Source organism: Corynebacterium sp. NPDC060344, from assembly GCF_042725215.1.
Taxonomy (GTDB): Bacteria; Actinomycetota; Actinomycetes; order Mycobacteriales; family Mycobacteriaceae; genus Corynebacterium.
The window spans coordinates 563,067-581,982 of record NZ_JBHXCS010000001.1 but is presented as its reverse complement, the minus strand read 5'-3'; the positions used below and the strand labels follow the sequence as shown (position 1 = coordinate 581,982).

The 18,916-nt window shown below is 70.3% G+C and carries 18 protein-coding genes and 1 riboswitch; of the genes, 10 read left to right on the top strand and 8 right to left on the bottom strand.

Translation table 11 applies throughout. The features are described from left to right. Positions 1 to 82 precede the first annotated feature (82 nt). From ACFWGD_RS02590 to ACFWGD_RS02580, 3 genes are all read left to right on the top strand, one after another. A complete protein-coding gene (locus tag ACFWGD_RS02590) occupies positions 83 to 1,087 on the top strand; it encodes a bile acid:sodium symporter family protein (RefSeq protein ID WP_377776937.1) in 1,005 nt (334 codons plus the stop codon). 116 nt (positions 1,088 to 1,203) lie between these two features. Continuing rightward, positions 1,204 to 1,914: a DsbA family oxidoreductase gene (locus ACFWGD_RS02585; RefSeq protein WP_377776936.1), complete on the top strand. Its 711-nt coding sequence runs from the start codon at positions 1,204 to 1,206 to the stop codon at positions 1,912 to 1,914. Positions 1,915 to 2,072: 158 nt separating this feature from the next. Beyond that, positions 2,073 to 3,266: a Fic family protein gene (locus ACFWGD_RS02580; RefSeq protein ID WP_377776935.1), complete on the top strand. Its 1,194-nt coding sequence runs from the start codon at positions 2,073 to 2,075 to the stop codon at positions 3,264 to 3,266. A gap of 29 nt (positions 3,267 to 3,295) precedes the next feature. Here ACFWGD_RS02580 and ACFWGD_RS02575 read toward each other — a convergent pair whose 3' ends face one another. The 5 genes from ACFWGD_RS02575 to ACFWGD_RS02555 form a co-directional block, all read right to left on the bottom strand. Further along, a complete protein-coding gene (locus ACFWGD_RS02575; RefSeq protein WP_377776934.1) occupies positions 3,296 to 3,778 on the bottom strand; it encodes a DUF1877 family protein in 483 nt (160 codons plus the stop codon). Between the two features lie 114 nt (positions 3,779 to 3,892). Next, positions 3,893 to 4,849 carry a hypothetical protein gene (locus ACFWGD_RS02570; RefSeq protein WP_377776933.1) on the bottom strand — a complete coding sequence of 319 codons (957 nt, stop codon included), beginning with the start codon at positions 4,847 to 4,849 and terminating at the stop codon, positions 3,893 to 3,895. A gap of 172 nt (positions 4,850 to 5,021) precedes the next feature. Beyond that, the gene (locus tag ACFWGD_RS02565) at positions 5,022 to 5,741 is read right to left on the bottom strand and encodes a hypothetical protein (RefSeq protein WP_377776932.1); all 720 of its coding nucleotides are present in this window, start codon (positions 5,739 to 5,741) and stop codon (positions 5,022 to 5,024) included. 104 nt (positions 5,742 to 5,845) lie between these two features. Continuing rightward, positions 5,846 to 6,097: a HigA family addiction module antitoxin gene (locus tag ACFWGD_RS02560; protein ID WP_377776931.1), complete on the bottom strand. Its 252-nt coding sequence runs from the start codon at positions 6,095 to 6,097 to the stop codon at positions 5,846 to 5,848. A gap of 557 nt (positions 6,098 to 6,654) precedes the next feature. Further along, entirely contained in the window at positions 6,655 to 7,620 is a 966-nt protein-coding gene (locus ACFWGD_RS02555) for a patatin family protein (RefSeq protein ID WP_377776930.1), read from the bottom strand. A 69-nt stretch (positions 7,621 to 7,689) separates the two neighbouring features. Here ACFWGD_RS02555 and ACFWGD_RS02550 point away from each other — a divergent pair, with 69 nt between their 5' ends. The 3 genes from ACFWGD_RS02550 to ACFWGD_RS02540 all read left to right on the top strand — a co-directional run bounded on the left by ACFWGD_RS02550 (position 7,690) and on the right by ACFWGD_RS02540 (position 12,202). After that, entirely contained in the window at positions 7,690 to 9,108 is a 1,419-nt protein-coding gene (locus ACFWGD_RS02550) for a M18 family aminopeptidase (protein ID WP_377776929.1), read from the top strand. A gap of 166 nt (positions 9,109 to 9,274) precedes the next feature. Beyond that, a complete protein-coding gene (locus tag ACFWGD_RS02545) occupies positions 9,275 to 10,873 on the top strand; it encodes a M20 family metallopeptidase (protein WP_377776928.1) in 1,599 nt (532 codons plus the stop codon). A 54-nt stretch (positions 10,874 to 10,927) separates the two neighbouring features. Then, positions 10,928 to 12,202: an alpha-amylase family protein gene (locus ACFWGD_RS02540; protein ID WP_377776927.1), complete on the top strand. Its 1,275-nt coding sequence runs from the start codon at positions 10,928 to 10,930 to the stop codon at positions 12,200 to 12,202. A gap of 104 nt (positions 12,203 to 12,306) precedes the next feature. Here ACFWGD_RS02540 and ACFWGD_RS02535 read toward each other — a convergent pair whose 3' ends face one another. Further along, the gene (locus ACFWGD_RS02535; protein WP_377776926.1) at positions 12,307 to 12,543 is read right to left on the bottom strand and encodes a hypothetical protein; all 237 of its coding nucleotides are present in this window, start codon (positions 12,541 to 12,543) and stop codon (positions 12,307 to 12,309) included. A 59-nt stretch (positions 12,544 to 12,602) separates the two neighbouring features. After that, positions 12,603 to 14,510: a hypothetical protein gene (locus tag ACFWGD_RS02530; RefSeq protein WP_377776925.1), complete on the bottom strand. Its 1,908-nt coding sequence runs from the start codon at positions 14,508 to 14,510 to the stop codon at positions 12,603 to 12,605. Positions 14,511 to 14,557: 47 nt separating this feature from the next. Next, positions 14,558 to 14,686: riboswitch (TPP riboswitch) on the top strand. Here ACFWGD_RS02530 and ACFWGD_RS02525 point away from each other — a divergent pair. The 4 genes from ACFWGD_RS02525 to ACFWGD_RS02510 are packed head-to-tail and all read left to right on the top strand — an operon-like array spanning position 14,687 to position 18,150. Continuing rightward, entirely contained in the window at positions 14,687 to 15,322 is a 636-nt protein-coding gene (locus ACFWGD_RS02525; protein WP_377776924.1) for an ECF transporter S component, read from the top strand. A 13-nt stretch (positions 15,323 to 15,335) separates the two neighbouring features. Then, positions 15,336 to 16,835 (top strand): ABC transporter ATP-binding protein, encoded by a 1,500-nt coding sequence (locus ACFWGD_RS02520; protein WP_377776923.1) that lies wholly within the window; start codon positions 15,336 to 15,338, stop codon positions 16,833 to 16,835. Next, positions 16,832 to 17,590, top strand: coding sequence for an energy-coupling factor transporter transmembrane component T family protein (locus ACFWGD_RS02515; protein ID WP_377776922.1), 759 nt, complete (start codon positions 16,832 to 16,834; stop codon positions 17,588 to 17,590). The genes ACFWGD_RS02520 and ACFWGD_RS02515 overlap by 4 nt, the downstream gene beginning before the upstream one ends. Beyond that, positions 17,587 to 18,150: a hypothetical protein gene (locus ACFWGD_RS02510; RefSeq protein ID WP_377776921.1), complete on the top strand. Its 564-nt coding sequence runs from the start codon at positions 17,587 to 17,589 to the stop codon at positions 18,148 to 18,150. The genes ACFWGD_RS02515 and ACFWGD_RS02510 overlap by 4 nt, the downstream gene beginning before the upstream one ends. 74 nt (positions 18,151 to 18,224) lie before the next feature. Here the strand turns inward: ACFWGD_RS02510 and ACFWGD_RS02505 are convergent, their stop codons facing one another. Then, entirely contained in the window at positions 18,225 to 18,848 is a 624-nt protein-coding gene (locus ACFWGD_RS02505) for a hypothetical protein (RefSeq protein ID WP_377776920.1), read from the bottom strand. Positions 18,849 to 18,916 lie beyond the last annotated feature (68 nt).

Below are 18,916 nucleotides of genomic sequence, written 5' to 3'. Positions count from 1 at the left end.
CGGGGTGGCGAGTCCGTGCGGGGGCACCGGCGCCCGGCCCGAAATTTCACCTAATGGGACATGTGTCTCATATAGTGGGCGCATGACGATGATCAATCACGACCCGCCGCACGGCCCCGCGGGCACCACCGAGACCGCCCACCGCGAGAACAAAGCCGAGGAACGCTCCGCCGCCATCGCGGTCGTCGCCTTCCCGGCGTTTATCCTCATCGGCGCCATCATCGCCTTCTTCGTGCCCGAACCGTTCGTCCCCATCGGCGATTACATCACGTACGCCCTGATGGTGATCATGTTCTGCATGGGCCTGACGCTGACCATCCCGGACCTCAAGCTCGTCGCCCGCCGGCCGTGGCCCATCGCCATCGGCGTCGTCGCGCAGTTCGTGATCATGCCGCTGGCCGCCGTGGCCGTGTCGAAGATGCTCGGCCTCAACCCGATGCTGGCCATCGGCCTGCTCATGCTCGGCTCGGTGCCCGGTGGCACGGCGTCGAACGTCGTGGCCTACCTGGCCAAGGGCGACGTCGCACTGTCGGTGGCCATGACGTCGGTGTCGACGCTGCTGTCGCCGATCGTCACGCCGATCATCATGCTGCTGCTCGCCGGCCAGGAGACCCCGGTCGACGGCGGCGGCATCGCCTGGACGCTGGCGCAGACGGTGCTCATCCCGGTCGTCGGCGGCCTGGTCATCCGCGTGGTGTTCGACAGGATCGTGGACAAGCTGCTGCCGATTCTGCCGTGGCTGTCGATCCTCGGCATCGGCGCCGTGGTCTTCCCCGCGGTGGCCAAGTCCGCCGAAACCCTGAAGACCGTCGGCCTGCTCGTCTTCGCCGCGGTCATCCTGCACAACCTGTTCGGCTACATCTTCGGCTACCTGTCCGCGCGCGTGTTCAAGCTGCCGCCGGAGGCCTGCCGCACCACCGCCATCGAGGTGGCCACGCAGTCGGCTGGCCTGGCCTCGGGCATGTCCGGCAAGTTCTTCTCGCCCGAAGCCGCCATCCCGGGCGCGGTCGCCGCGGTGTGGCACAACGTCGCCGGCGCCATCTTCGCCGCCGGCGCGCGCAAGCTGTCCGAGCGCCGCGGGCGGTAGCGGCAGGGCAGCTGTACGGCTGCTTTGCGACGCCACCGCCCGAGCCGAGGAGCCCGCCCTCCGGGGCTCCGGGCGCGGTGGGGAATGCCGCGGGCGCGTGCGCGGTTGCACCAGTCATGCGCATCGATATTTGGTCCGACGTGGTCTGCCCGTTCTGCTGGATCGGCAAGCGGCACCTGGAACAGGCACTCGAGGGGTTCCGGACGGAGCATCCGGACGCAGAGGTGGAGATCCTGTGGCGGGCGTTCCAGCTCGACCCGAACGCCGACGCCGAGTCCACCGAGACGATCCCCGAGATGATCGCCCGGAAGTACGGCATGCCCCTCGAGGCGGCCGTGGAATCCCAGGATCAGATGGCCGAGAACTTCCGCACCGTCGGCCTGGAGTTCAACTGGCGCGAGGCGAAGTCCGGCAACACCTTCGACGCCCACCGGCTGGCCGCGATGGCCGCCGACCAGAACCTCGACGATGAGGCCGACGAGGCCCTGAAGAAGGCCTACTTCACCGACGGCCGCCAGATCTCCGACCATGGGGTCCTCCGCGAGATCGGCGAGTCCATCGGCCTGGATGGCGGGGCCGTCGCCGAGATGCTCGCCTCCGACGCGTACGCCCTCGACGTCCGCCACGACATGACCATGGCGCAGGGCCTGGGCATCACCGGCGTGCCGTTCTTCGTCTTCGACGGCAAGTTCGCCGTCAACGGTGCCCAGCCCGTCGACGTGTTCCGCCAGGCGCTGGCCACCGCGTGGGACGAGTCGACTAAGGCCGACACCCAGAACACAAACAAGGCCGACGCCACGGACAAGGCCGACACCCCCGACAACTGACACTGAAGCGCCCCAACGTTGCACTTATGGGGCTCAAGTGCAACGTCGGTGCCCCTTCGTTGCACTTAATGGGCATAAGTGCGACGATGTGAGGGTCGAGTGACGGTTAGGCCACTGACCGGCCGTCGGAAAGCGGGTGAATTGTGGCGTGGCCGCGCGTGACCTTCGAAAAACTCCCGTGGTCGGTGAACCCCGACGTGCCCATGTCCGCGAGGGCGCGGGCGCGCGTCCCGTCGTCGTACGAATCCGCGGTCGTCCCCTCCGTCGCCGACGCGGAGTTCCGGCTCTCGTCCGAACTGGCGGCGAGCCTGTCGGAGGCATCGGCCGCCGTGGCGCGCTTCGATGCCGGGCCCGCGTCGGCGCTCGTGCCCTTCGCGCCATTGCTGCTGCGCAGCGAGTCGTCCGCATCGTCGAGGATCGAACGGTTGACGGCTTCGGCGCGGGCGCTCGTCGAAGCGGAGTTCTTCGGGATGCCGCACGGCGACGTCCCTGGGCCGCGGATCAAGGGAAATGCGCCCCTGATCGTCGCGAACGCGAAGTTGATGGCCGCCGCCGCGTCCATCGGCGGCGACCTCGGCGTCGATGGCGTGCTCGCGATGCACGACGTTCTGCTCCGCCCGTCCGCGCCCGACATCGCGGGGACCTTCAGGCGGGGCGCCGTGTGGATCGGGGGATCGGACTTCGGGCCGTCGGGCGCGCTGTTCGTGCCTCCGAAAGCGGCGGACGTCCCGGGCCTCGTCGACGACCTGCTGCGATTCATGACAAGGGACGACCTGCCGGCGATCGCCAAGGCCGCCATCGCCCACGCGCAGTTCGAGACCATCCATCCCTTCGCGGACGGAAACGGGAGGACCGGCCGCGCGCTGATTCACGTCGTCCTGGCGGATGCCGGGCTGAGCTCCAACGCAGTGCTGCCGTTGTCCGCGCGGCTGCTGCGGGACACCGGCGGGTATTTCGACACGTTGAACGAGTATCGGGAAGGGCGTCCCGAACCCATCGTCGAGCTCTTCGCGCGCGCCGCCATTGAGGCCGCGGAACTGGGCACGTGGGCGGCCGCCGAGCTGGAGTCGATCCGGGGTGATTGGCATGGCTTGGCGACGGGGCGGGCCGGGACGCCCGATGGCGCACTCGTCGATGCGCTGCTCGCCCAACCGGTGATGGACATCGGGTTCGCGGCGGACGTCGCAGGGTGCTCGCCGGCCGCGGCGCGGCGTTCGCTGGAGCGCTTGGAGAGCGCCGGGATCGTCATCGGCTACCAGGCCGAGAAGCGCCGCCGTGCCTGGCGTGCGCCCGACGTGCTCGATCTCATGGATCGCGTTGCGTCGGGCCTGGGCCGCCGCGACCACATGTGACGCGCCGGTCGCAATGTGGCGGCCCGCACCTACGCGATGGTCACCAGCATCGCGGACCCGGCGTCGGCGGCGGCCCTGTAAAACTCGGTGAGCTGCGAGAACCTACGGCGGAGTTCGGTTGCGGCCCCATCGTCGGAAAGCGAGGCGGCGACGCCGTTGTCGCTCATCCGCGCATCGAAATCGACGGTCTCCAGGGCGTCGGCGATCTCGCCGACGCGCCCCGGCTCCAGCACCGACGTCAGCGGCTGGCGGCACACGCGCTCGCCGCCGAGGATCGATTCGCCCAGCGGATCGCCGACGGTCTGGCCGTCGAGCGGATTGCCGGTCAGCGCCAGCAGCACGTCCTCCCAGGCGGTGTCCAGATCGAACGCGGCGTGGTCGCCGATGGCCTCGAAATGCCCGAAAATCACCTCACCGGTCGCCCGGTCATCGCCGGCGTCGGCGAGCTCGCGCAGCTGCGCCACCTCGTCGTCGCCCAGTCGCAGGTATTCGGCGCACATTCCCATCGGCATCGCGGCATCCCTTCTCGTCGTCGGTTCAGGGTGCCGAGTCTAGGTGACTCCGCTTTACGACGGCCCGGCGCCGCACCTCGATTGCCCGCGCCGCCGGGACGGCGGGGACCGCGGTCAGCGCTTGCGGCCGCGGAAGACCCAGGCGATGCCGGCGGCGGTGACCAGAAGCAGCGCGCCGGCGATCCAGTCTCCGGCGGAGCTGGAGGAGCCACCCGCCGCCGACGCCGTGCCGGAGCTGAGCAGGACCGCGCCGGCCGGAGCCAACGCGCCATCCTCGACGACGAACTCACCGCGGGGCGCGGGCTCGAACAACTCCTCCGCCATGTCGGTGGCGGCGTCGGCGTCATCGAGGACGCTGAGCCCGACGACGAAATCGCGGCCGTAGGAGACGCTGGCGTTCATCGCGTCGCGGTCGTTGGCCCAGCCCCACTTCGTGCCGACGACGCCCGGCAGCACGTCCGTGCCGTAATCCTGGCGGTACCCGTCGGCCGCGATGGGCGACGGCGTGGCCAACGCCATGAGCAGAGGATCGTCGGCATGACCGTCGTCGACCTTGCCTGCCAGGAACGTCACGGCATCGTGCATGGTCGTGCGGGATTTGCCCCACCGCCGCGCGCCGTCGGTGTCCTCGAGGTCGTACCGCTCGGCGACCTCGTCGATGGACTCCGGGAATTCCCGGTACAAGCGGGTGGTGATGCCATCGTCCGAGGTCCGCAGCATCTGCGTCGCCTGGTTGCGCTGGTCCTCGTCGCCTTCCCGGAAGACGTGATCGGCGATGTATAGCTTGCAGATGGACAGGCACGTCCGGATCTCGCCCGCGTTGGCCGAGTCCGCCCGGAAGCCGGTCGGCAGGTGGACGTACGAGACCTGCACGGTGGCGTCGGAGTCGAACTCACCGTCCTCGAGGACGGGCACCGGGATCGAGTCGGTGGGGCTGCCGCCGGCCACCGGGGTAGTGGCGCTGCGGTCGGTGCCGGCGTCGGTCGTGGTTGTTGCGTCGGCCGCGGCGGCCGGAGCCCATGCGCAGACGCCCACCATCAACGCCACCGCAGTCGCGACGACACGCTTCACCGGCCACCATCCATTCGCCGAAATGAGTCGGTGGCGGGCCATGCGCCGCGCCAACCGTTGGACGCATCAACATTAGTCCCGGTGGTGGCGCGGGAATCAATGGCCTGCGCACCGTTCGGGGTCACCCGGTCAAAGGGGGAGGAGGTGGGCGTCGCAAAGCAGGCGACCTCGGCTACAGGTCCGCCGCCCACTGGTCCGCGAACATCTCGATCACCCGCGCGCGCCCGATGGGCAGGTCCGTGCGGGTGCGCTTTGCGACGTCCACGACCGTGATGCCCTCGGCCAACTCATCGATTTCATCGCGGTGCGCCGACCAGAACCGGTGCAGGAACGCCAGCGACTCGTCGGTCGGGTCGGCGAAGGCGGCGTTGGGAACGTCGGCGCCGGCGAGATCGCCCATCGCCTTGGCGAAGTTGCCGCCGAAACCCGGCACGCAGCCGAACGCGCCCATCAGCGTGCGCGACGCAGCGGTGGCCGTGCCGCCGGAGTCGGGGACGAGGACGTCGGACAGCTCGGCGTGGGCCTTGAGCAGGCGCTTGCGCTTCTTGGCCTTGCCGAAATCATCGACGTCGAGGCCGGCGACCTTCTTCGCACGGTCGGCCAGAACGTCCGCCGCCGACTCGAACACCACCGCGTTGGAGGCCGTGAGCAGCGGCGATGCGCCCTGGATCATGCCCTGCGCCGCGAGATACGCCGCGATGTGCAGGCCGTTGCGCTCGCGGTGCTTGCGCTTGCCGGACAGCTTCGCCTCCGCGAAATGGAGGCGGCAGACGTCCCACGACAGGTGCCGCAGGCGAGCGGGATCGGAGCCGGCCGGGAACGGCTCGTCGGGGCCGCAACCGCGGTAGGCGGCGACGGCGTCGGTGATGGTGCCCTCGGGAAGTTCGCGCATGAATCCAGTTTACGCCTTTAACGTGGCGTTTCGGGGCGCCCCGCGGCGCAGGCGGCTATGCGGTGGGCGGGCTATGCGGTGAGCGGGTTCGGCAGGTCCGCAGGCTATGCGGTGAGTAGGCCGTGGCCGGCGTGGCGCTGGAGCTCCAGCCAGAAGCGGGCGTCGGTGCCCAGGAAGTCGCCCAGGCACGCGGCGATTTCATCGTCGACGTGGACGGTGCCGGCGAGAATGCCCTCGATGATCGCGGCGGACAGTCCGGTCGCGGCGGCGAGCTGCGCGGCGTCCAGGCCCAGCGGGGCGAGGAAACGCGCGCGCAGGACGGTGCCGGGGGTGGGGGCGTTCGTCGAGTGCATCATGGGCGGACCATTCTGATCGGCTGGGAATCGGCTCTGAGTGGTGGAGCGATCCTCGCTGGATCTGTGCGGGGGCTGGTGCAGGTTTCGGGCGGGCGGTGCTGCGGCGAGATGTGACGACGGTCTCTTCTTGTTCATCGTGTGTTCTGCGCAATACGTTTCACAACGGAACGGTAACGATTCCATCTCTCCCGAGTGAAGCTAGTCGCTTCCCCGGGAGTTGTCACGGAAAACTTTGGCCCCACCCCTGTGACGGGTGTGGCGCGGGTGTATCGGTGTTGTCCAGCAGTTGTGGGCCGCTCGAGAGGGGTCGTCGAAAAGCGTGGTCCGCCCCCACCAATTCAATTCCATCCCGTACGTCCGCGTCCACGGCCCCGCCCACGGGATGAACTTGAAGTTTCGTGGCCCCGATTCTTCAAGTTCATCCCGTGCGTGTCCCGAATTTCTCCCGCCTACGGGATGAGATTGAATTCCTCGCTTGACGACGCCCACCGCACCCTCAAACGGCCCGAAATACGGGGTGCGCCGTGCGGCCCGTAGCGGCGTTGGCGGGTGCCGGGCTACGCGGCGCCGAAGAACTCCGCCCACAGCGGCCACTCGCGCTCGGCCTGCTTGAGCCCGGTCTCATAGGCGGCGGTGAGTTTGGCCAGGTCGCGCTCGCGGTTGGACATCTTTATCTCGTCGGGGAAGAAAAGGACGGCCTTGCCCTGGCGCTCGAGCTCGAAAAGGCGGGCGCGGGTGGCGTTGTAGCGCTCGGGGCGCTTGATGATCGCCTCGGCCACCGCCGGCGTCCGCCGGAAGATGCGCCGCATCATCGCGGGGCGGCTGACCTTGGGTTTCACGTAGGACCGTTCGCGGCTCATGATCACCAGGAACTTGTCGAACCCATCGTCCTCCGCGATCTGCAGCGGGATCCCGCCGGATGGGCCGAGCGCCCCGTCGACGTAGCGCACGCCGTCGATGACGGGCGGCACCATGAAACCGGGCAGGGTCGACGATGCGCGCACGTACTTCATCAGCGTCTGCAGCGAGTCGACGTCGTCGCGGCCCCAGTAGACGTTGTCGCCGGTGTCGGCGCGGATGGCGCCGATGCGCATCTGCGCCGGTGACGCGAGGAAGTGCTCGAAGGGGTAGGGGTCGACGCCGGCGGTGTGGACCATCGGCGACTTCTCGTAGATCCACTCGGCGTTGAAGTAGCCGCGCCCGCGCAGGAAGCTGCCCCAGCCGCCGAACTCGGGGGTGTCGGTCATGCTGGTGAACGTCGACCTCGCGCGGGGGATGCTGCCGGAGAGGTAGTTGGCGGTCAGCGTCGCGCCGGCGGAGATGCCGCCGACCCAGCCGACGTCGACGCCGTGGCGCAGCAGCACCTCGATGCACGGGGCGGTGTAGGAGTTGCGCATGCCGCCGCCTTCGAGCACGAGGGCGACGTCGCCGGCGTCGATGCGGTGGGGCGCGGCGTCTTCCGTCCAGCCGCCGGCGCGGCGATCGCCGTCGGTTGCGGAGGTGTCGCGCGCGCGTTGTCCCATGGTGGGCCATGGTATCGGGGTTGTGGTGGGGTCGTGCCGGGATTGGTCGGGTTGGGCCATGATGGGTGCATGACTGCTTTTTCGCTTGACGACGACTCCTCCTCCACCTCCACCCCTCCTTCTCCCCGTGACGCGTGGGGGTCCGCCGGGGAGCATCTGGCGGATTTGATGGATTTCGTGGTGGCGTCGCCGAGTTCGTATCACGCGGCGGCGGAGGTGGCGCGGCGCCTGGAGGCCGCCGGCGCGACTCGTATCGAGGAAACCGACGCCTGGCCCTCCGCACCGGGCGCATATGTGCTGGTCCGCGGGGGAGCGGTCGTGGCGTGGGCGGTGCCCGGAGCCGATGGCGGCGTGAAGGATGGCGGAGCCGAGGGTGCCGCCGAGAGCGCCGCATTCCGCATCGTCGGGTCCCACACCGATTCGCCGGGCTTCCGCGTCAAGCCGAATCCGGATACGGGTGCGGCGGGGTATGCGCAGGTGGCGGTGGAGGTGTACGGCGGTCCGCTCATCGGCGCGTGGACGGATCGGGAGATCGAGTTCGCGGGTCGCGTCGTCACGCGCGATGGCCGCTCGCACTTGGCCCGCACGGGGCCGGTCGCGCGCATTCCGCAGCTGGCCATCCACCTCAACCGCGGGGTCAACGACCAGGGCCTGAAGCTGGACAAGCAGCTGCACACGACCCCGGTGATCGGCTATTCGGGGGATGCCCGCGCGTTCACCAGGATGCTCGCCGAATCGGTCACGGGCGAGGTGTCCGCCGACGACGTCGTCGCGTGGGACCTGATCACCTGCGACACGCAGCCGCCCCGCGCGTTCGGCGTCGGCGGCGAGTTCCTGGCGTGCGGTCGCCTGGACAATCTGCTCAGCGTCCACGCGTCGCTGGTGGCTTTCGAGCAGATGCTTCACGACGGCCCCTCCGCCGCCTCCGCAACCACGGCCGACATCCCGGTGTTCGTCGCCTTCGACCACGAGGAGGTCGGGTCGGCGTCGACGACGGGCGCGGCCGGCCCGCTTCTCGAGGACGTCCTGCGCCGCATCGCCGCGGCCGCCGGCGCCGACGAGGACGGCGTGCAGCGCATCTACCGCCGCTCGACGTGCATCTCCGCCGACGGCGCCCACGCCGTCCACCCGAACTACGCCGGCGAGCACGAGCCGGGGCATTGGCCGCTGCTCGACGCCGGCCCCGTGCTCAAGATCAACGCCAACCAGCGCTACGCCACCGACGCCGTCGGCCAGTCGATGTTCGAGCGGGTCACCAAGGCGGCCTCGAGGGCGACGGGGGAGACGATCCCCGTGCAGTACTTCGTCTCGTCCAACCAGAAGCCGTGCGGCTCGACGATCGGTCCGATCACCGCGACGCGGCTGGGCATCCCCACCGTCGACGTCGGCGCCGCGATGCTGTCCATGCACTCGCCGCGCGAAATGTGCGGCGTGAAGGATCCGTGGTGGCTCGCCCGCGTCATCGGCGCCTACTGGGCCGGCGCCTGACCCGGCCTCTTCGACCCCGGACACCGCCACAGGATCCCGTGAGTTGGTGGCACGCCCGGTTCGCCGCCGAATAGTCTCGGTGGCACGGCGATGACGGTCCACGGTGGCCGTCGTCAAGCACAAGCCCCAGCCCGCACAACCAGCCAGCAGACGAAGGACCCGCACCATGTCGGACCCCCGCACCCACGAAGGAATGGCCTTCGACCCCACCGCCGAACCCGGCGCCGGGCCCGCCGCGGCCTTCGACGTGCCGCTGAGCGAGATCATCGACTGGCGCAGGCACATCCACAAGAACCCCGAACTGAGCTTCCAGGAATACGGGACGGCCGACTTCATCGAGGGGCTGCTGGAGGAGTGGGGCATCGAGACCGGCCGGCTGACGCCGACGTCCGTGGTGGGCACGATCACCGGCACCGCCGGCGACCCCGCGACCGGCCGCACGATCGGCTACCGCGCCGACATCGACGCCCTGCCCATCAAGGAGGAGACGGGGCTGCACTTCGCGTCGCAGAACTCCGGCGTCATGCACGCCTGCGGCCACGACGTGCACACCGCCATGCTGCTCGGCACCGCACGGATCCTTCAGGACATGCGCGACCGGCTCCACGGGCGGGTCAAGCTCATGTTCCAGCACGCCGAGGAAATGCTGCCCGGCGGCGCGCGTGAACTCGTCGCCCATGGCGCCGCCGACGACCTCGACGAGGTCTATGCCTTCCACGTCGCCCCGCACCCCATCGGGCACGTGGGCATCTGCCGCGGGCGGGTGTCCACGATGTCGGGCATCGTGTCCATCTCCATCCGCGGCCGCGGCGGGCACTCGTCGAACCCGCAGCTGTCCGTCGACCCGGTGCTCGTGGCCAGCGAGGTGACGGTCATGCTCAACACCATCGTCAGCCGCAATCTCGACCCGAAGCACATGAACATCGTCAACGTCGGCTCGCTCCACGGCGGCGAGGCCGGCAACGTCATCCCCGACGAGGCGTGGCTGGAGGTGTCCATCCGCAGCGTCGACGAGGGGGATTGGGCGTCGATCTGCGGGCGCATCGAATCGCTGGTCAACGGCATCTGCCATGCCCACGGCGCCACCGCCGGCTTCGAGTGGCAGACGCCGTACCCGATGGTGGTCAACGCCGACCTGGCCAGCGACCGCGCCTGGCACGCCGCCACCCGCGCGATCGGCCCGGCCCGCGTCTTCGACGCCGACCCGTGGGCGCCGTCCGACGACTTCTCCTACTTCTCGCGCGAGGTGCCGGGCTGCTACATGTTCCTCGGCGGTGGCGGGCCGGAGAACGGCATGCCGTACTTCCTGCACAATTCGCGTTACGACGTCGCCGAGAGGGCCATGGGCGCCGGCGTGAAGGTGGAGGTGCAGATCGCCCTCGATGCGCTGGCACCCGGTCTGCCCGGGCCGCCGAAGCGCCCGCAGAACACCGGCGCCATGCCCGCGGCCGGGTCGATCCCGCCGCGCCCGGCGTCCCCGGGGCTGGGTGTGCCGGAGTCGAAGGCGGGGCAGCGGCGCGACCGCCGCGAATTCCACGAGGCCTCCGACTACACCGACGCCGAGCGCGCCCGCGTCGTCGAGGCCGCCGGCGACGCCGGGACCTTCGACGGGACGCCGGGCGGGCACGGGGATCATTCGGGGCATGGCGGCCACCCGGGCCACCCGGGGCACGGCGGGCACCCGGGGCATGGCGGCCACCGGCCGCACCTGTCCAACGACGCCGTGGGCCAGGCGTGGGAGGCGTCGGTCGACGGCAAGGAGTGAGCGGGCCGGTCGGGCCGGGACGCCGATGGCGGCGGTGATGGTAAACGTGGGAGCATGAGCGATTCCCACACCGCGCCCGACTGGCTCGAGCACGCGATCGGCTGGCACGTGTACCCGCTGGGCTTCACCGGCGCCCCCGTCCACGGCGACGATTCCACCGCGGCGATCGAGCCCGCGCCGGGCACCGCCCGCCTGGATCATCTGACCGGGTGGCTCGATTACGTGCAGGAGCTGGGGCTCAACGTGCTGCAGCTCGGCCCGGTCTTCGAGTCGGCGACGCACGGGTACGACACCCTCGATTACTTCCGCATCGATGAGCGCCTGGGCGATGACGCCGCGTTCGACCGCCTCATCGCCGCCGCCCACGAGCGCGGCATCAAGGTGCTCCTCGACGGCGTGTTCAACCACCTGTCCTCGCAGGCGCCGATGTTCCGCGAGGCGCTCGACGATCCCGATTCGGACGCCGCGAAGCTTTTCGACGTCGACCGTTCAGGCGAACAGCCCTCCGCCCCGTGCTTCGAGGGAAACCTGGATCTGGTCGAATTCGACCATCGCGCCCCGGAGACGGCGCAGTTCATCGAGTCGGTCATGCGCCACTGGCTCGAGCGCGGCGTCGACGGCTGGCGCCTCGATGCGGCCTACGCGGTCGACCCGGATTTCTGGTCCGGCGTGCTCGCCTCGGTGCGCGCGGACTTCCCGCACGCGTTCATCTACGGCGAGGTGATCCACGGCGACTACGTGGACATCGTGTCGCGGTCGACCATGGACTCGGTGACGGAGTACGAGCTGTGGAAGGCGACGTGGTCGGCGCTGAAGGAGCACAACTTCTACGAGCTGGAGTGGACGCTCGGCCGCCATGACGAGTTCCTCGGCTCGTTCGTGCCGGTGACGTTCATCGGCAACCACGACGTCACCCGGATCGCCTCCCAGGTGGGCCAGGACAAGACGGTGCTGGCGCTGGTGGTGCTCATGACCGTCGGCGGCATCCCGCTGATCTACTACGGCGACGAGCAGGGATACTCCGGCGTCAAGGAGGAGCGCTTCGGCGGCGACGATCAGGTCCGCCCCGCCTTCCCGGCGACGCCGGACGAGCTGTCCGGCCTGGGCGCATGGGTGCACAACGCCTATCAGCAGCTCATCGCGCTGCGGCGCCGCCACCCGTGGCTGCACCGGGCGAAGGCCACGGTCACGGCCATCGCCAACGAGCGCATCACCTACGAAGTCGCCGGCGACGGCAACGTGCTGACCATCGACCTGGAGGTCACGGGCAAGCCGTCGGCGGAGATCCGCGACGGCGAGAACGTGGAATTCCGCTACCCGCGCCCCTAGGCATGGCCGGGACGGTCTGACCGGGGAGGCCTGACCCGGAGGCGGCCGAACCGGGTGGCCGTGAACTCGGCCGGGGCGGGTAGCGGAATGGAGGGGGAGTGCCCCTACTGCGCGGCCGGTTCCTGAACGGTGCCCTCGGCGCCGCCCGTGCCGTTGGCGTCGGCGTTTTCCGAGGTGGTGGCGCCGGAGGTGGCGGCATCGCCGTTCTCGAACGTGGCGGTCGGGTTCTCCAGGTCCGTGACCTTGACGTCCGACGGGTTCTCGTTCGGGGGCGAGCAGGCGACCAGGGCGGCTGCGGCGATGGCGGTGGCGGCGACGGCACCGACGAGGCGGTTGCGCATGGAGGGACTCCTTAAAACGGCATCACGAATGAAATTCTCACCGTCATCGTAGTTGATTCTCAGCCGGCGGCGGGAACCAGTGGTCCCATCGCCCCCGAACCGACGCACACCGATGTGCCCTCCGGTGCACCCGAGACGTCGAGGCGCAGCGTGTTGCCGCCGCCGGACACCGACACCCAGCGGGTTCGCAGATCGCCGTCGACGTCGGCGACGGTCGATCCGGCCATGGTCTGCTCCGGGGTCTCGAAGGGGTTCGGCAGGCTCAGCCGCAGCTGCGCCGGCGCCGAGGAGATGGCGTTGAGCTCGATGACCCAGTCGCCGAGCTTCGCGATGTCGCGCAGCGGGATCTCCGCCGTCGCCGTGCCATCGGGGCCGGCGACGATCTGCGTGCCGCACGACTCCACCTCGCCCTGGCCGATGCGGGTGATCTCGGCGACGTGGGCGGGGACGAGGGCTCCGGCGTCGTCGAACATGCGGGGCTCGTCGGTGACCCGGCCGAACGTCGGGCGCTGGGGGAGATCGCGGAAGACCTGCGAGTACATGTTCTTCGGGTAGGCCACCGGCAGCAGCACCTCGTAGGGCACCGGCTGGTCGAGGATCACCGGCGCATTCTCGCCCTGCGCGGCGGCCGACTCCAGCGACTGCCGGGCGGTGGTCAACCACTCGCCGGTGCCGTCGTCGTCCCATGCTCCGCGGTAGCCGTTGACCGAAATCGCCGAGGACACCAGCAGGACGCCGGCCAGCGCGAGGACGCCGAAGCGCGACCGCGCCGGCAGGGGCCGGACCCGGTCGGACCACGATGCGGCCAGCGCGAAGCCGATGACGATGGCCGAATCACCGTAGTAGTGCAGCGTGCGGGCCAGAACGTCGGAGGTGTGGTCGCCCGAGCGCATCAGCGTCACCGACAGCAGGACCACCGTCAGGTAGCCGGCGGCGATGACCCACGGCAGCCAGGCTCGGTAGTCGCGCCCGATGGTCACGGCCATGGTCAGCAGCACCAGCACGGCGCCGACGCTGACCAACCCTGCCGGCGCATCGGCCCACGGCTGGCTCGGCGCCCAGCGGTCCCAGAACCACGGGCCGCCGGCCAGGCCGGCCAGCACCTGGCCGAGGCCGTTGAAGAACAGCTCCGAATGCGGCTTCGACGACGCCTCGCCCGCATCGGCGAGGGCGGTCAGCGAATAGAACAGCGCCCACGCGCCGGTGACCAGTCCCAGCGACAGCCACAGTGCGCGGGCCCGCAGCAGGGTCTCGGCGATGGCGCGGCGCTCCATGTAGGCCACGGCGATGGTGATGGCCAACGCGACGGGCGCGACGGCGAGGGCCTTTTCGAAGAAGCCCAGGGCCACGATCAGCCCGACCGTGGCGGCGGCCACGGCGCGGCCGGAGATCGTCCGCTCCTGGCGCAGGCTCGCGCGGATGGCCAGCGCCGTGATGCCGGCCAGCGCCAGCTGCATGGGCAGGGCATTGGCGGCGGCCGACCACCACGTCGAGCCGGGCAGCGTCAGCGGCGTCCACGCCACCAGCGCCAGTGCCGCAAGCGCCTGCCACGACCGGCCGGCGATGTAGCGCAGCGCCCGGGCGACGACGACGGTCACCGCGACCTGCCCGATCAGCATCAGCGCCGCAGGCAACCACCAGTGCCACGGCGCGATCTGGTTGGCCGCCGCCTGGAGGATGAACGCCAGCGGCGCCAGGTGCCCGTCGTGCGGCTGCAGGAAGTAGTCCGGCGTCCACCAGTCGGCGTCGGCGGCGGAGCCGACGATGATGAAGTCGTCCCAGTAGAACGTCCGCCCCGACAGCACCCACGCCCGGCCGAGGGCCTGGACCGCCACGATGGCGCCGACTAGCGCCAGCCACGTCGACCGGGCGATGCGCGGCTCGGGGGCTTCCGGCTGCTCGGTCGCCTCGGGCGCCTCGTGCGCGCCGTGCGCCTCGACGGTCTGGTCCGGGTGTTGACTGCTCATAATTTCCCAACTTTAGGGCGGGTCCGTGAGGTGGGGTACCATTCGGTCGAAATGCGCACGGGAGTCCCGGCGGTCGAGCAGACCACGTGGGGCTGAGAGGAGGGCGCGGCCTGCCGCCCTCGACCGTAGGAACCTGTCCGGATCATGCCGGCGAAGGAAGCGACGGAGGCTCGACCATGTCCAGCAGTCACACGAATGACCGCACCCGCACCAAGAACCGCAACCGCCCGAAGAAGGGGTGGCGGATCATCGACATCGTCACCGCCGCGGTGCTGGGCGTCGCGGTCGGACTGATCTTCGTGGTGTGGAACATCGTCGGCGGCGCCTGGTTCACGGCGGCCGATGCGCTGACGCCGGGCCTCGGCGGGCTCGTCGTCGGGCCGTGGCTGCTGGGCGGCATCATTGGCGGGCTGGTCATCCGCAAGCCGGGTGCCGCGCTGTTCGTCGAGGTCATCGCGGCAACGGTGTCGGCGTTGATCGGCAATCAGTGGGGCATTTCCACGCTGTATTCCGGCCTGGCGCAGGGCCTCGGCGCGGAGCTGATTTTCCTGCTGTTCGCCTACCGCCGTTTCACCGCGCCGGTGGCCATGCTCGCCGGTGCCGCCGCCGGTGCGGGCGCGTTCATCCTCGAGCTGTTCACGTCGGGCAATCTGGCGCGCACGTGGCAGTTCAACTCGATTTACCTCACCTGCCTGCTCATCTCGGGCGCGGTGCTGGCCGGCCTGGTCGGCTGGCTGCTGGTGCGCGCGCTGGCGGGCACGGGTGCGCTGGATCGCTTCGCCGCGGGCCGCGAGCGCCGCGGCGAGGTCTAGCCCGGCAGCCGCGATGGCATTCATTTCCGCGAGCGGTTTCGGGTGGCGGCATGCGGGGCGCCGCAGGGCCGCGCTTTCCGACGTCGACCTCCACATCGAGGAGGGCGAAAAGGTCCTCCTGCTGGGCCCGTCCGGTGCGGGCAAGTCGACGCTGCTCGCCGCGATCGCCGGGGTGCTCGGCGATGACGAGGACGGCGAGGACGCCGGCACGCTCCTCGTCGACGGCGACGATCCCGCCGGGGTGCGCGGCGTCGTCGGACTGGTGCTGCAGGATCCGGAGAGCCAGGTCATCTCCGCCCGCGTCGGCGACGACGTCGCCTTCGGAGCCGAGAATCTGGGCGTGCCCCGCGACGAAATTTGGCGGCGCGTCCGCCGCGCCCTCGATCTGGTCGGCCTCGACGTGCCGCTGGATCATCCGACGGCGAAGTTGTCGGGCGGCCAGAAGCAGCGCCTGGCCCTGGCCGGGGTGCTGGCGATGGGCGCGCGGGTGATCTGCCTCGATGAGCCAACCGCCAACATCGATCCGGAGGGCGTGCCGCAGCTGCGCGACGCCGCCATCCGCGCCGCCGACGCGACGGGCGCGACGCTCATCGTCGTCGAGCACCGCGTCGACGCCTGGGTCGATCATGTCGACCGCGTCCTCGTACTCGATGCGGCCGGTTCTGCCACCTCCGGTACCTCAACCACCGCAGCCCCTTCCGCCACCTCCGGTTCCACCGTCATCGCCGATGGCCCGCCCGCCAAGATCCTCGCCCGCCACGGCGATTTCCTCCGCGACGCGGGCGTGTGGCTGCCGGGTGCGCCTCCGCAGGTGGGCGACGCCGCGCCGGTGCCCGCGTCGGCGACGGCGGCGCTGCTTTTCGACGACCTCGCCGTCGGATACGGCCGCAGCGCCGACCCCGTCCGCCGCGGGATCACCGCGGCGGTGCCGCTGGCGGCGTCGACGTGCATCGTGGGGCCCAACGGCTCCGGCAAGTCCACGCTGGCGCTGACGATGGGAGGGCTGCTGGACCCGGTGTCGGGTGCGGTCATCGCCTCCGACGAGATCGCCCGCGGCGCCGGCCCGGACCCCATGAAGTGGACGTCGAAGCAGTTGGCGCAGCGCATCGGCAGCGTGTTCCAGGCGCCGGAGCACCAGTTCGTCACTCCGACCGTGCGCGAGGAACTCGAGCTCGGCCCGACGCTGCTCAAGGATCCCGCCGGCGCCGAGCGCGTCGACGAGCTCCTCGAGCGCCTGCGCCTGGCGCACCTGGCCGGGGCGAATCCGTTCACCCTGTCGGGCGGGGAGAAGCGCCGGCTGTCGGTGGCCACCGTCCTGTCGACGGCCCCGTCGATGGTCATCCTCGACGAACCGACCTTCGGCCAGGACCGCCGCACCTTCGCGGAGCTGCTGCGCATGCTGCGCAGGCTCGTCGATGACGGCGTCACGGTCGTGTCCATCACCCACGACCCCCTCGTCGTCGCGGCGATGGGCGACCACGTCATCGACTTGGCGGAGGTAGGGTCGCGGTGAATCTGATCGGGAACGTCAACCCCGTCGCCAAGCTCCTGGGTCTGTTGCTGATGACGACCCCTCTGCTGCTGTCCATCGATTGGGTGTCGGCGGCGGTGGCGCTGGCGTGCACGCTCGTCGCGGCGCCGCTGTGCGGGGTCGGGCCGCGCAGGCTGGCGCGGCGCGGGTGGCCGATTCTGCTGGCCGCGCCGGTGTCGGGCATCTCCATGCTGCTCTACGGCAATCCCGAGGGCCGCGAGTATTTCTCGTTTCTGCTGGCCACGGTGACGGACAACTCCATCGCGCTGGCCATCGCCATCACCGTGCGCGTGCTGGCGGTGGGGCTGCCGGTGGTGGTGCTCACCGCGGACATCGATCCGACGGATCTCGGCGACGGGCTGTCGCAGGTGCTCAAGCTGCCGGCGCGGTTCGTGCTGGCGTCGGTGGCCGGCGTCCGGCTGATCACGCTGTTCCTCGACGATTGGCGGGCGCTGACCCGTGCGCGCCGGGCGCGGGGGCTGGGCGATCATGGGCGGATCAAGCGGCTGTTCGGCCAGGTCTTCGCGCTGCTGGTCTTCGCGCTGCGCCGCGGCACGAAGCTGTCCACGGCCATGGAGGCCCGCGGATTCGGCGCCCCCGGTCAGCGGACGTGGGCGCGCGAGTCGACGTTCGGCGGCCGCGAGTGGGCGGTGCTGGGCGTGTGCGCGCTCATCGCCGCGGCGTCGCTGGGCATCGCGGTGTGGACCGGCGAGTTCCGGTTCCTGGGGGTCGCATGATCCTGCTCGTCGATGGCCGGTCGGGGTCGGGGAAGACGACGCTGGCGAAGAAGCTTCACGACGTCCTGGCGTGGCCCGTCGTCCACCTCGAGGACGCGTATCCCGGGTGGGGCGGTCTGGCGGCCGCGTCCGATGCGGTGGCCGATTCGATGCTCGATCCGGAGGTGGCGGGGTTCCGCCGCTGGGATTGGTTCGCCAACGACTGGGCCGAGTGGGTGGACCTGTCGAAGTTCGTGACGCCGGCGGGTGATGCGTCGGCCTCCGATGACACAGCCTCCGATGGCACGGCCGCCGATCGCTCGGCCGCGCCAACTCCGTCCCTCATCATCGAGGGTTGTGGTGCGCTGACCGCGGACAATCTCGCGGCCGCACGCGCCATCGGCGACGGCGAGACGTGGGGAGTATGGGTCGAGCTCGACGAGCCCACCCGTTTCGCCCGCGCCATGGCCCGCGACCCGTACTTCCACGGTCACTGGCGGATGTGGGCGGCGCAGGAGGACGACCACATCGCCCGCCACGATCCGCGCGCCCTGGCCGACTGGACCGTGCACCCGCGGTAGCGCCCGCTACCTCGCCCCGCACCTGCACGTTCGCCATTTCATGGCCGCCATCTCGCCCCGCACCCGCATGCCCCCTATTTCATGGCCGCCGCGAGATCGGCGAGCACATCCTTCCACCAGGCCTTGACGCGGTCGCGGGCGGCTTCGTCGGCAAGCGAATCGTGGTTGACCGCCAGCGCGGACTTCACGGCGCCGTCCTTGCCGGGCGCCTTGGTCTGCACGGTCACGGCGATGCGCGAGCCGTCGGACATCGGGCAGCGCCAGTAGCGCCACTTGTCGGTGTCGGACTGCTTGGGCTCGTCGTCGGCGATGACGGCGTTGCCGTCGGCGTCGGGGTGCAGACCGCCGCGGTCGGCGAAGACGTCTGCCATGTGGGCTGCGAATCGGTCGCGGACTTCGTCCATGTCGCCGGGCAGGGTCTTCGACGCCGATGCCGACCAGGCGCCATCGCAACGCTGCCCCACGGCGCGGCGGCCGATGGCCTGCTCGTAGGCGACTGTGACGCCCTGCGCCCACCACGCCGGGTTCGACGACTTCGACCCATCGCCGAGTTCCCCGTCGGCGGCGGCGATCTCGGGCAGCAGCAGCTTCGCGATCTCCGCATGCTCCATCTCCCGCGCGCCCCGCTCGTCGAGCCACGCGACCCACTCGCCCTCGGTGCGGCCGGTGGGTGCGCTGAAACGATCCGTGTCCGTCATGGTCGCCGATTCTAGATGCCGCCCCGGATCGCGCGCCCGGCGTTCGAACATCCCCGGGTGCGATCCGG